This window comes from Pseudorhodoplanes sp. (assembly GCF_050250235.1).
Lineage (GTDB): Bacteria > Pseudomonadota > Alphaproteobacteria > Rhizobiales > Xanthobacteraceae > Pseudorhodoplanes.
Genome location: NZ_JBFWPA010000055.1, coordinates 1 through 12,331, shown reverse-complemented (window position 1 = coordinate 12,331; position 12,331 = coordinate 1). Strand labels below are relative to the sequence as shown.

Here is a 12,331-nt window from a genome sequence, read left to right as displayed (position 1 = left end):
TGTGCTGCCCACCACTTGGCGGAATACCGCCGCCGCGCTAACGCTACACGCTGCCGGAGGTTGCCCCTTGCCGTATCGTGAAAGCTTCGAGACCGTCGCAGGCTGCAAGGTCCGCATCATGCGCGGCGGGACCGGCGAGCCGCTCCTGTTCCTGCATGGCGCGCGCAGCGCGTCGGCCTGGCTGCCGTTCTTCGAGACGCTGTCGCAGCGCTTCGATCTGATCGTCCCGGAACATCCGGGCTTCGGCGGCTCCGACACCCCGGACTGGCTCGATAACGTCGGCGACCTCGCCTATTTCTATCTCGACCTGATCGAGGCATTGAAGCTGGAGCGGCTCCATCTCGCCGGCGTCTCCCTCGGCGGCTGGATCGCATCCGAAATCGCGGTGCGCGACCAGTCCGCGCTCAAGACGCTGACGCTGATCTGCGCCGCCGGCATTCACGTCAAGGGCGTGCCAAAGGGCGACATCTTCATGTGGTCGCGCGAGGATTTCATCCGCAACATCTTCCACGATCCGAAATTTGCCGAAGCGATGCTGGCGCAGACGCCGGGCGACGACGAACTGATGACCGAGATGAAGAACCGGCTCGCAACGGCGAAGCTCGGCTGGCAGCCGCGGCTCTACAATCCGGATCTCTACAAGTGGCTGCACCGGATCACGGTGCCGACGCTGATCGTGTGGGGCGACGACGACAAGGTGTTCCCGCTGCCTTATGGGGAAGCTTACAGCAAGCTCATTCCCGGCGCGCGGCTGGAGGTGGTGAAGAATGCCGGCCACACGCTCCAGATCGAGAAGGCGGATGAATTGGCGAGCCTGATGACCGGGTTTATCGGGAAGAACCAAGTTGGTCGCGCAGGCGGGGGCCCATAACCGCTCTGGAATATGGGTCCCCGCTTTCGCGGGGGACGACCGGAGCGGGGAAGCGCAGGCTAAGAAAAGCAAGGTTAGGCGCGATGAAATTCTTCTTCTTCCACCTCATGCCCTATGCGGCGCTCGATCCCGATTACGACAAGCATCACAATTCCGCCTGGGTGACGCTGCCGAACTCCTATTACAACCCGGAGATCGGTCATCAGCTCTACAACCGCTATCTCGACGAGCTCGAATACGCCGACGCCATGGGCTTCGACGGCGTCTGCGTCAACGAGCATCATTCCAACGCCTACGGCATGATGCCGATCCCCGGCGTGATGGCCGGCGCGCTGGCCCGCCGCACAAAAAACTGCAAGATCGCGGTGCTGGGCCGCGCGCTGCCGCTCCTGAACAATCCGCTGACCGTTGCCGAAGAATTCGCGATGCTGGACACCATCACCGGCGGGCGCCTCGTTGCGGGTTTCGTGCGCGGCATCGGCGCTGAATATCACGCCTGGGGCGCGAACCCGGCGGAATCGCACGAGCGCTTCCATGAGGCGCACGACCTCATCATCCAGGGCTGGACGAAACCCGGCCCGTTCGCCTTCGAGGGCAAGTATTATCACTTCAACTACGTGAATGTGTGGCCGCGGCCCTATCAGCAGCCGCATCCGCCGGTCTGGATTCCCTCGCAGGGCTCGCGCGAAACCATCGAATGGGCGACGCATCCGTCGCGCAAATACACCTATCTGCAGACCTTCTCGCCGGTGCAGGCGCTCGCCCGCTACATGCAGATGTATCGCGACAGCGCGGAGAAGCAGGGCTGGCAGGCCGGCCCTGAGAATGTCGGCTGGGCGATCCCGACCTATTGCGCGGAGACCGACGAGATCGCGCGGCGCGAAGCCAAGCCCCATATCGAGTTCTTCTTCAACAAGCTGCTGCGCATGCCACAGGAGATGCTGCTGCCGCCCGGCTATCTCTCGCTCGCTTCGATGCAGGGCGTGATCGCGGCCAAGCGCACGCTCTCGGGCGGCGTGCAGACCATCGACGACCTGATGGAGAAAGCGATCTTTTTGTGCGGCAGCCCGGCAACGCTGCGCGAGAAGCTCGAACAATATCAGGCGCAGATCGGCTTCGGCTATCTGCTCCCCACCATGCAGTTCGGCACGCTGCCGCATGACCTCGTGACCAAGAGCACCGAGCTGTTCGCGAGCGAGGTAATACCGCACTTCCGCGGCAAGCCGGATCGCACGCCCGCGAAAGCGGCGACCGCCTGATTTTCATATTCACAAAATGGCATTCTTTCTTGCGGCTTTTTGACCAAGGTCAAGTCCGCCGCCGGTGAGGTCGTGTGCATTGGCCAAAACCGCTTACCGGGACGTTGATCATGGCCTCGATCTCACGGCTGACAGGTGTTGCAATCGTCGCGATTGCGTTTCTCTCCCTCCCATCGTTCGCTGGAACCCGACCGGCCATTGCCGCACCGTCCGGAGCCGCCGCCGATGGCCCGACCGATTTCAGCGCGCAGCAAAATGTCAGCGCGCGCAGGGATGGCCGCGGCGGTGGAGGCGGGGGCGGCCGCGGCGGCGGTGGCTTTGGCCGTGGCGGTGGCGGCGGCGGCCGTCACATCCAGCAGCCCCGCATTCAGCAGCCGCGTGTCCAGCATCGTCAGCAGCAGCGCGTCCTGCGCCAGGAGCACCGCGGGCAACGCCAGCAATTGCACCGCGTGCAACGGCAGCAGCGTCAGCAGCACCAGCGGGTGCAGCAGCAGCAGCGGCAGAAGCAACAGCGTGTCCAGCAGCAGCAGCGTCAGCAGATGCAGCGCACGCAAAAGCAGCAACGTCAGCAGCAGCAGCGCGTGCTGCGCGACCGTCAGCAGCAGCAGCGCGAGCGCCAGAAGGCCCAGCAGCAGCAGCGGCAGGATCGTCAGCAGCAGCAGCGTGACCGCCACAAAGCCCAGCAGCAGGAGCGCCAGGACCGTCAACGGACCGAGCAGCAGAAGCGGCAGGACCGCCAGCAGCAGCAGAAGGCGCGCAAACAGGACGCACAACAGCGCGACCGCCAGCGCCAGACGCAACAGCGTGAGCGCCAGCAGAAAAGGATTCAGGAACGCGCACAGCGGGACAAGGCGCGGCAGGATCGCACCAGAGATCGCGCGCAGCGCGATCAGGCCCGGAAGATCGCCGATGTCCGGCGGGCCAAGGACCGCGCCGACCACCGCATGAAGAACAAGTTCACCCGCGACGCCGCCCGGGGCGGCCGCTTCGGGCGCGGCTTCGGTAACCGCGACTTTGCCCGCGTGCGCTTCGCGCGCTGGGCACCGGACCGCGCCTGGCGGCGGGGTCTGCGCGCCGTTTTCGTGCCGTGGGGCATCGGCCTCGGCATCGGCGGCGCGGTGTTCTGGCCTTACGCCTATGTCGACCTGTTCAATTACACGTTCTGGCCCGCCGGCTATTACGGCGGGTATTGGGCCAGCGCCTATGACGACCTGTTCGACGGCATCTGGTGGGCGGAGGAGCCAAGCTACGTGGCGGAAGCCTCGGCCTATCAGCCGGTTTCGTCCAGCCCCGCGCCCGCAGCCGGAGCGGCTGCCGGCCGTACGCAAGGTCAGGCGGCGCAGCGGGATCGGACACAGGACGAGCCGGCACGGCGCACCGAGGCGACCGCCGGAGAAGGCGCCTGCGGCGAAACCGGACGCGGCGTCACGGCGTGGCCGTTTGATCGCATCCAGTCGTCGCTCAATCTGAGTTCCGACCAGCAGGATCTGCTCGACGCGTTGCGCGATGCGGCGGTGCAGGCCGCGGACGCAATGCGCGATTCCTGTCCGCGCAGCGTGCCGCGCAATCCGGTCGAGCGTCTGCAGACGATGCTGGAGCGGCTCGAAGCGACGCTGGAAGCGCTCAAGATCGTGCGGCCGGCGCTGGAGAGCTTCTACGACTCGCTGTCGGCGGACCAGCAGCGGCGCTTCGAGGCGATCGGTCCGAAGCTCGCAACGTCGCAAGCGCAGGATCGCCTGGGCGCCGATGCCAGTGCCTGCAGTGGCGACAAGCCCGGTCTCGCCAATTTCCCGATCACGAGGATTCAGGAGACGGTGTCGCCGACCGACGACCAGCTCGACCTGCTCGATGCGCTGGAGGACGCCACCTTCAAGGCGATCGACATCATGAAGGCAGCCTGTCCGGAGGATCCGCCGGCCTCGCCGAGCGAACGGCTGTCCGCGACCCAGACCCGGATCGAGGCGATGATCGAGGCGGCAAGGGTGATCCAGCCGGCGCTGGAGGATTTCTACGCGGCGCTCAGCGATCAGCAGAAGGCGCATTTCAGCAAGATGAAGAGCTGACGGACTTTCCTTTCGTAACGCGGCCGCCTTTTCTGCTGGCGTGCGGCGCCGTCACGTCAACCGCCGCGCACGCTGCGCGGCGGTTTTCATTTCGGCGCGCTTTGTGCGAAATGGCGGGCTCACGCCATCAGGACCCTTCCGATCATGAGCGTTTTGCCCGAGCCTGCAATTCTGTCGGCCTTCGTCCTGGCCTCGCTCGTTCTCATCGTCACGCCCGGTCCCGACATGACGCTGTTCCTCGGCCAGACCATCAATGGCGGACGCGCCCGCGGCTTCGCCTCGATGCTGGGCGCGACCGCGGGCCTGCTGGTGCATTCGATGCTGGCCGCGTTCGGCCTGTCCGCGCTCCTTGTCGCCTCCGCCACCGCCTTCACCGTCATCAAGGTCGCGGGCGCAGGCTATCTGCTCTGGCTCGCGGTGCAGGCGATCCGGCACGGCTCGTCGCTGTCGCTCAGGCGCGGGCCGCCGGTCCGGACCAGCCTCTATCGTGCCTTTGCGATGGGGTTCGGGGTCAACCTGCTCAATCCGAAGATCGTGATGTTCTTCCTGACCTTCCTGCCGCAATTCGTGTCGGCGTCGGATCCCGATGCACCGGTCCGGCTGCTGATGCTCGGCCTGCTCTACGCATTGCTCACCCCGCCGGTCTGCGCACCGATGATCCTCGGCGCCGAACGCTTCGCGGCGACGATGCGCAACTCGCCTCGCCTCATGCGTGGATTCGACTGGCTGTTCGCCGGGCTGATGGGCGCATTTGCGGCGCGGCTGCTGTTTGCGCGGGCGAACTAGCCGGCAGGACTGCGAGCGACGCACGCGCCAGACCGGACAGATTCATCTCCATCCGCCGCCGTGCCGACGGAACGAGGTTGATCGCCGACAGCGCGAGATTGCGCACGAACTGCCTGAGCGGATTGCGCATCGTCGCCATCGCCGTGAGGCGGCCGGACAGCGTCAGCACCTCCTCGGCCGCCGGACGACGCAGCTCGCCGTAAAGATCAAGCGCTTCTTCCGGGCGCGCCCCCTTGACCACATCGGCAAGCAGCTGCCCTAGCACGATCGCGTCGATCATGCCGGTATTCATGCCCTGTCCGCCGGCCGGGCTGTGCACATGCGCGGCATCGCCCATCAGGATCAGACGTCCCTGCCGGTAAGATCGCGCGAGACGATGATGCACCCGGAAGCGTGAACTCCACACCACGTCGCGAGCCACCGCTCTCGTGCCCCGCGGTCCCCTGGCGTCGATCAGCGCCTGGATATCGGCAATCGACGGAAGCTCGGGCGCGTCCTCCATGGTTGCGACGATACGGAACGAGCCGTCGGGCAATGGCGCAACGACGACAAGTCCTTCCGGAGAGAAGAACAGCGAGACCTCGCCCCGACCGAGAGGCCAGTCCATATGGATGTCGGCAAGTACGAAAGAGTCCGCATAGGCGGCACCGTCGAACGCTACTCCGGTCGCGTCGCGCACAATGCTGTGCATGCCGTCGGCACCGACCACATAGCGCGCGGCGATGATCCGCTCCATGCCGCCTTCGTTGACCGTGACGCGAACGCCGTCCTTGTCCTGGACTATTCCGGTCGCGGTCACGCCACGGCGGATGCCGCCGCCCAGCGCCGCGAGGCGATCGGCCAGCACCTGTTCGGCGACATTCTGCGGCAGCATGAGGAGATGCCGGTAGCGTGACGGCAATTCATCGAACCGCAGGCGAAGCAGTGCACGGTCGCGATCGCGAATCGTGAACCTTGTCAGCTTCAGGCCAAGGTCCTCGAGCTGTTTGGCAACGCCGAGCGTGTGCAGCGATTCCAGCGTCTGCGCATGGATCACCGCCGCTCGCGAGGTGTTCTGTCCCTGATCAAGCCGGTCGATCAGGACATGGTCGGTACCCGCCTGATGAAGCGCGATGGACAGCGCCATGCCGGTCGGACCCGCTCCGATGATGAGGGCGTCGGTGGTTTCGGTCATCGTTCCACTCCAAAATGTCAACATTTGTTGACTTATATACGTGCGAGCGATTGCATTTGTCAACAAGCGTTGGCATATTTTGGCAATGACCCGAAAATCCTCAGCAAAACCAAACAAATCCGACCGGACGCGCGCGGCGATTCTCAACGCCGCCCGGGAGGTTTTTTCCGAGCGCGGCTACGATGCTGCGACGATCCGCACCATCGCCGCGCAGGCATCGATCGACCCGGCCATGGTGATCCGCTACTTCGGCACCAAGGATGAATTGTTCGCCCGTGCCGCCGCGATTGACCTCGCGCTGCCGGACTTGCGTTCAGTCGACACGACAAAAATCGGCGAAACGCTGATCCGCCATTTCCTGACGATCTGGGAGGATGCCGGCGGTCACGGCATGGCGATCATGCTGCGCTCGGCCGCGTCCAACGATTTCGCGGCACAGAAAGTCCGCGAGGTCTTCGCCGCGCAGGTCGGCGCAACGATTGCCGCTGTCGGCAAACGCGACACCGCCGAACGCCGGGCCGGCCTCGTTGCGAGTCAGCTTCTTGGTCTCGCGCTGTGCCGCTACGTGCTGCGGATTCCGCCGGTGGTCGCAATGTCGCGAGAGGACATCGTTGCGCAGATCGGGCCGACCCTGCAGCGCTACGCCACCGGATAGACTCGCCAATCCCGCAGCCGCATTGCATGATGCGCGACAATAGCCTTCGGGCAAAGAACGGGAGGTCGCCTTGAATTGTCTCGCACGCGCAGTCGCGGTCGTCGGTCTCGTCGCCTTCGCCCTGCCCGCCCACGCCCAGGAGTTTCCGACCAAGCCGATCAAGCTGATCGTGCCGTTCCCGGCGGGCGGGCCGAACGACACCATCGCGCGGGTGATTGCACCGAAAATGTCTGAACTGCTCGGTCAGCCGGTGGTAATCGACAATCGCGGCGGCGCCGGTGGCGTGATCGGCACCGACGCGGTTGCCAAGGCCGAACCCGACGGCCACACCATTGCCATCACCAGCGCCGGTGCGCTGGCGATCTCCAAGAGCCTGCAGCAGAAGCTGCCCTACGACACGCTGAAGGACCTGAAGCCGGTCACTCTCGTTGCCAAGGTGCCGGAACTGCTCGTGGTCGCGACCGATGTACCGGCCACCTCGATGAAGGAACTGCTGGCGCTGGCGAAGTCAAAGCCCGGCCAGCTCAACTTCGCCTCCACCGGCCCCGGCTCGATGCCGCATCTCGCCGGCGAATTGTTCAAGAGCGCGGCCGGAATCGACATCTTGCATGTGCCCTACAAGGGCGCGGCGCCGGCGGTGAACGACATCATCGGCAATCAGGTGCACATGGTGTTCCTCGACATTCCGGTGCTGCTGCCGCAGGTCAAGGCCGGGAAGGTCAAGCCGATCGCGCTCGGCAGCACCGCGCGCGTGCCGTCGCTGCCGGATGTGCCGACCACCGGCGAAGTCGGTCTGCCGCAGATCCAGGCCGAGAACTGGTACGGCATGGTGGCGCCCGCCGCGACCCCGCCTGCGGTGATCGCGAAGCTGCACAAGGCCACCGTCGAGGCTTTGAAGAGCGACGACGTTAAGAACAAGCTCGCGCCGCAGGGCGCGATCCTGGTCGGCAACTCGCCGGAGGAATTCGCGGCCTATATCCAGGGCGAGATCGACAAATGGGGCAAGGTCGCGAAGGATGCCGGCATCAAGCCGAATTGAAATCGGCGAGCTTCATCACGCGGCAGCGCCGCCTCACCCCGCCGGCCTGAAGAAGAATTGCAGCAGCAGATGCGTCGGCCAATACACGCCGACCGGCAGGCCGAAGAACAAGAGCGCGAACCACGCATGCGGCGACATCCACGTCTGGGCCTTTCGATCGTCGAAACCCCAGACCAGATTGATGTTGACCGGCGTCATGCCCGGATCGGGCTGCGCCTTCGGCATCCACAGATAACATACCGGCAGCACGATGCAGGACACGATCGTCCACGTGAGGAACGCGCGGCTGTCATAGCCCATCTCCCAGACGAGATAGACGAGAAGAAACGGCAGCCAGCCGTGGAACAGCGACAGCCCGCGCAGGAACCGCGAGCGCTCGCGATCGAACATGTAGTCGGTCAGGCCGGTGGTGTGCAGCCCGAACAGATTGAAGATGTAATCGATCACCCACAGCGTCTGCGGCAGCAGCAGGCCGACCGCGCACATCGAAATCAAGAGCGGATTGTCGAGCCACAGCCCCGCCAGCGTGAGCAGAAGCGCCAAGTCGCAGAAATACAGGAAGTTGGTCGGGCCGTATTGACGGAGATAGACCGGGATCAGCACCGCCATGAAGGCGGTGTAGGCAAGCTTGATTGCAAGGAGCGTGTCCAACGGGTCACGTTGCCGCGTAGGGGTTCTTCCAACGGCCGGCCTTGCGACCGGCAAGCAGCCAATAGACGAAACCGCCGATGATGCCGGATGCCGACACGAGTTGCAGCCCGTAGGTGACCGGCGACAGGTCTGTCGTATTTTCGAGCTGGATCGAGATATCTGACATATACCACGCAATCGCGGCGATCAGCCCGCCGCCAATGGCGTAATAGAAAATCGAGCGGATATCGAAAGTCTCGGCGATCGCAACCAGGATCAGTGCCGGGACGAAGGCGGTCGCACCGACGAAGCTCGTCGAGAAGAACGCCAGCGCAAAAAAGGCGAATTTTTCGATCGGGTCTGAACTCACGGTGACAAGTTCCGGCGCCATGACGCCGATCGCCAGCGCGATGCCGGCGGCGAGGAGCGCAAAGATCAGCGAAAACAGGATGACGAAGAAGCGGGTGATGAACATGCGGTGGCCCCACGAATCTTCGTTCTGTTTAGAGCCGCAGGTGCCGGCCTGTCGACTCCCTCCCCGCTTGCGGGGGGAGGTAAAGCCGGCGGAAGCATCAATCCGTCATTGCCATGGCGCGCAGCGCCATGCGCTCGCGGGCCGACAGCTTCTCGGTCTCGCTCTTGAGCTGGCCGCAGGCGGCCAGAATATCGCGGCCGCGCGGCGTGCGCACCGGCGAGGCATACCCGGCGTTGAATACAACTTCCGAGAATTTCTCGATCTGCCCCCAGTCCGAGCATTCATAGCGGCTGCCGGGCCATGGATTGAACGGGATCAGATTGATCTTGGCCGGGATGCCCTTCAGCAGACGCACCAGTTCCTTTGCGTCAGCGAGCGAATCGTTGACGCCCTTCAACATCACATATTCGAAGGTGATGCGACGCGCATTCGAGGCGCCGGGATAGTCGCGGCACGCCTGCAGCAATTCCCTGATGGGAAATTTGCGATTGAGCGGCACCAGTTCGTTGCGCAGGTCGTCGCGTACCGCATGCAGCGAAATCGCCAGCGAACAGCCGATCTCGGCACCCGTGCGCGCGATATTCGGAATGACGCCCGAGGTCGACAGCGTGATGCGCCGCTTCGACAGCGAAAGCCCGTCGCCGTCCATGGTCACGAGCAGCGCGTCGCGTACATTGTCGAAATTGTACAGCGGCTCGCCCATCCCCATCATCACGATGTTGGAGACGCAGCGCTCGCCTTCGGTCGGAAGGCCGGGGCCGGTCGCGCGGGTTGACCCGAGAAAATCTCCAAGCCGGTCTCGCGCCACCATGATCTGGCCGACGATCTCGCCGGCGGTGAGATTGCGAACGAGGCGCTGCGTGCCGGTGTGGCAGAACGAACAGGTCAGCGTGCAGCCGACCTGGCTCGAAACACACAGCGTGCCGCGGTCGCTCTCCGGGATGTAGACGGTCTCGATCAGATGCGGACGCTCGCCCGGCGTTTCGCCCGCGAGCTTCAACAGCCACTTCCGGGTGCCGTCGGCCGACACCTGCTCGGTGACCACCTCCGGCCGCTCCAGCGTGAAATGCTGTTCCAGTGCGCTGCGCACCTCCTTCGAGATCGAAGACATCTGCGAAAAACCCCGCGCGCCGCGGACATAAAGCCAGTGCCAGATCTGCTGCGCGCGCATCCTGCGCTCGCTTTCGCGAACACCGATTCCGCCCAGCATGTCGGCCAATTGCGCGCGCGAGGCGCCGACCAGCGAGGGCTTGTCGGGCGCGACATAGACTTCGAGTGGGGTCTTTTCGAGCGGGGCTATGGCGGGGGCGGCGGTCATGGCCGGGTATATAGGGGAGCGGCCGCGATTTGCCGAATCTCGCGTCCCGGGCGCGGCGCAGCGTGAAACGGTGCGCCGCAGAACCGGGACCCATGCCGGTGACAGTGCGTCCCGGCTCTGCGGTGCACCACTTCGCTTTGCTACCTACTGCACCGCGTCCGGGACACGAAAGGTCAAGCCCGGCAATGACCAAATCGAAAGAGCTGCGCTGCTGCTACCGGCATTCCTGCGCGGCGCGGTCCAGCGCCTGCGACACGCCCTTCAGCGAAAACACATCCGTCGTTTTGGTACCGCGGCCGGATTCTCCCTTCACGGTCACCTCGGCGCCCTTGCGCATGGCGTCAACAAGCCGCGCCTCCTCGGCGGCATTCTTCACCCAGGCGCCGTCATTCTGGGTGTACATCGCGAAGTTGGTCGAACCGATCTCGATCAAGGCGTCGCTGTTGGCCTTTAACGGATAGCCGAAGATGACCGACACCTCCTCCCGCACCTTCTCCGCCGGCCGGGTCGAGACGAACAGCCAGGCCTGATCGCGCGGGCGATTCGGCGGATTGGTCTCCGACGACGCCGGCTTGGCGAGCGCAAAGCAGACTTTCTTGCCCCCGGGGGTGGCGGTATAGGCACCCCAGTCGCCGAACTCGGCCAATAGCTGCGCGGCCGATTGTGCTTTCGCCACATCGCTCGCAGCACCTGCGGATAGCAGCGCGACCGCGCCTAGCATGCTGATTACAGGGAATTTTTTCAGACCGCGCATCTTCGAAACCCAGACAGATTCGGAATGGCCGACAACAGGTTAGCACAAACGAAGGTTTGCAATAATAAGTGAAAATCGGCGATGTGATGGCGTGTGGGAATCTCGCTGGTGCGGTGCGCACATTCGCCGCAGGTGCAGGGAACTTTTGTGGACATGAAAGCCGTCATTTGCAGCCGCTACGGCACGCCCGACGAACTTGAACTTCGCGACCTTCCCGAACCCGATGCCGGCGCGGGCGAAGTCGTGGTGAAGGTCGCGGCCGCGGCGCTCAACTTCTTCGACACGCTGCTGATTGCCGGCAAATATCAGGTCAAGCCGGACTTCCCGTTCTCGCCCGCGGCTGAGTTCGCCGGAACCGTGCATGCGGTCGGCCCTGGCGTCACTGGCTTCAAGGGCGGCGATCGCGTCATGAGTTATGCCGCATACGGCGCAGCGCGCGAATATTATGTCCAGAAAGCATCACGGCTGGTGAAGCTGCCTGACGCGCTCGACCTCGAGCGCGCGGCCGGCCTCTCGGTGACCTACGGCACCACAATCCACGCCCTGAAGGATCGCGGCAAGCTGCAGCCGGGCGAAACCCTCGCCGTGCTGGGCGCGGCCGGCGGCACGGGTCTTGCGGCGGTCGAGATCGGAAAGCTGATGGGCGCGCGCGTCATCGCCTGCGCCTCATCGGACGAGAAATGCGAATTTGCGAAGAAGCATGGCGCTGACGAGACGGTGAATTACGGCTCCAGCGATCTGCGCGCCGAACTGAAGCGGCTCGGCGGAAATCATGGCATCGACGTGGTCTACGATCCGGTCGGCGACAAATATGCCGAGCCTGCCTTGCGTTCCATGGCCTGGGAGGGCCGCTATCTGGTGATCGGGTTTGCGGCAGGCGAAATACCGAAAATCCCGCTCAATCTCGTGCTGCTGAAGAGCTGCGACATCGTCGGCGTGCATTGGGGCGCGTTCGTCGCGCGCGAGCCCGACAATGAGGCAGCGAACATGGCGCAGGTGGTGCGCTGGTGCGCCGACGGCAAATTGTCCGCGCATGTCCATGCGGTCTATCCGCTCAGTGAAACCGCGCAGGCGCTGAAGGACATCGCCGCTCGCAAGATCATGGGCAAGGCGATTTTGAAGCCGTAATTTCGCATCAAGCGTGGCCGCACACTCAGTGTGCTCCCTCCCCCCCTTGCGGGGAGGGTTGGGGAGGGGGGTAAACGGCAGACTCAGTCGCTGCGGCTCACCCCCCTCCCCACGGCCTTCGGCCGTCGACCTCCCCCGCAAGAGGGGTGGGGAAGAAAGCAAGCCGCGCGTTACATCCC

The 12,331-nt window shown here is 64.4% G+C and carries 13 protein-coding genes; 7 read left to right on the top strand and 6 right to left on the bottom strand.

The genetic code is table 11. From position 1 onward, the window contains the following. Nucleotides 1-67: 67 nt before the first annotated feature. Together AB7F49_RS21905 and AB7F49_RS21900 are read left to right on the top strand one after the other, a co-directional pair. A complete protein-coding gene (locus AB7F49_RS21905) occupies nt 68-871 on the top strand; it encodes an alpha/beta fold hydrolase (protein WP_428526263.1) in 804 nt (267 codons plus the stop codon). Nucleotides 872-954: 83 nt separating this feature from the next. Continuing rightward, a complete protein-coding gene (locus AB7F49_RS21900; RefSeq protein ID WP_428526261.1) occupies nt 955-2,130 on the top strand; it encodes an LLM class flavin-dependent oxidoreductase in 1,176 nt (391 codons plus the stop codon). A 122-nt stretch (nt 2,131-2,252) separates the two neighbouring features. On the opposite strand, the gene AB7F49_RS21895 is transcribed toward AB7F49_RS21900, so the two are convergent. Beyond that, nucleotides 2,253-3,071 (bottom strand): hypothetical protein, encoded by an 819-nt coding sequence (locus tag AB7F49_RS21895; protein WP_428526259.1) that lies wholly within the window; start codon nt 3,069-3,071, stop codon nt 2,253-2,255. A 3-nt stretch (nt 3,072-3,074) separates the two neighbouring features. Here AB7F49_RS21895 and AB7F49_RS21890 point away from each other — a divergent pair, with 3 nt between their 5' ends. Next, on the top strand, nt 3,075-4,193 hold the full coding sequence (locus tag AB7F49_RS21890) for a Spy/CpxP family protein refolding chaperone (RefSeq protein WP_428526257.1): 1,119 nt from the start codon (nt 3,075-3,077) through the stop codon (nt 4,191-4,193). A gap of 144 nt (nt 4,194-4,337) precedes the next feature. Continuing rightward, nucleotides 4,338-4,979 carry a LysE family translocator gene (locus AB7F49_RS21885; protein WP_428526255.1) on the top strand — a complete coding sequence of 214 codons (642 nt, stop codon included), beginning with the start codon at nt 4,338-4,340 and terminating at the stop codon, nt 4,977-4,979. Here the strand turns inward: AB7F49_RS21885 and AB7F49_RS21880 are convergent. Further along, entirely contained in the window at nt 4,900-6,153 is a 1,254-nt protein-coding gene (locus AB7F49_RS21880; RefSeq protein WP_428526253.1) for an FAD-dependent oxidoreductase, read from the bottom strand. The genes AB7F49_RS21885 and AB7F49_RS21880 overlap by 80 nt on opposite strands. An 85-nt stretch (nt 6,154-6,238) precedes the next feature. Between AB7F49_RS21880 and AB7F49_RS21875 the strand changes: the two genes are divergently transcribed. Then, nucleotides 6,239-6,808, top strand: a complete 570-nt coding sequence (locus AB7F49_RS21875; protein WP_428526251.1) for a TetR family transcriptional regulator — start codon at nt 6,239-6,241, stop codon at nt 6,806-6,808. Between the two features lie 70 nt (nt 6,809-6,878). Then, nucleotides 6,879-7,847, top strand: coding sequence for a Bug family tripartite tricarboxylate transporter substrate binding protein (locus AB7F49_RS21870; protein ID WP_428526249.1), 969 nt, complete (start codon nt 6,879-6,881; stop codon nt 7,845-7,847). Between the two features lie 33 nt (nt 7,848-7,880). On the opposite strand, the gene AB7F49_RS21865 is transcribed toward AB7F49_RS21870, so the two are convergent. From AB7F49_RS21865 to AB7F49_RS21850, 4 genes are all read right to left on the bottom strand, one after another. After that, complete coding sequence (locus AB7F49_RS21865) at nt 7,881-8,498, bottom strand: hypothetical protein (RefSeq protein WP_428526247.1); 618 nt, start codon at nt 8,496-8,498, stop codon at nt 7,881-7,883. A 4-nt stretch (nt 8,499-8,502) separates the two neighbouring features. Beyond that, entirely contained in the window at nt 8,503-8,952 is a 450-nt protein-coding gene (locus AB7F49_RS21860; protein ID WP_428526245.1) for a hypothetical protein, read from the bottom strand. 97 nt (nt 8,953-9,049) lie between these two features. After that, nucleotides 9,050-10,270 carry a 23S rRNA (adenine(2503)-C(2))-methyltransferase RlmN gene (rlmN, locus tag AB7F49_RS21855; RefSeq protein WP_428526243.1) on the bottom strand — a complete coding sequence of 407 codons (1,221 nt, stop codon included), beginning with the start codon at nt 10,268-10,270 and terminating at the stop codon, nt 9,050-9,052. Nucleotides 10,271-10,484: 214 nt separating this feature from the next. After that, nucleotides 10,485-11,024: an invasion associated locus B family protein gene (locus AB7F49_RS21850; RefSeq protein WP_428526241.1), complete on the bottom strand. Its 540-nt coding sequence runs from the start codon at nt 11,022-11,024 to the stop codon at nt 10,485-10,487. A gap of 153 nt (nt 11,025-11,177) precedes the next feature. Here AB7F49_RS21850 and AB7F49_RS21845 point away from each other — a divergent pair, with 153 nt between their 5' ends. Next, nucleotides 11,178-12,152: an NADPH:quinone oxidoreductase family protein gene (locus tag AB7F49_RS21845; RefSeq protein ID WP_428526239.1), complete on the top strand. Its 975-nt coding sequence runs from the start codon at nt 11,178-11,180 to the stop codon at nt 12,150-12,152. The last annotated feature ends 179 nt before the right edge of the window (nt 12,153-12,331 follow it).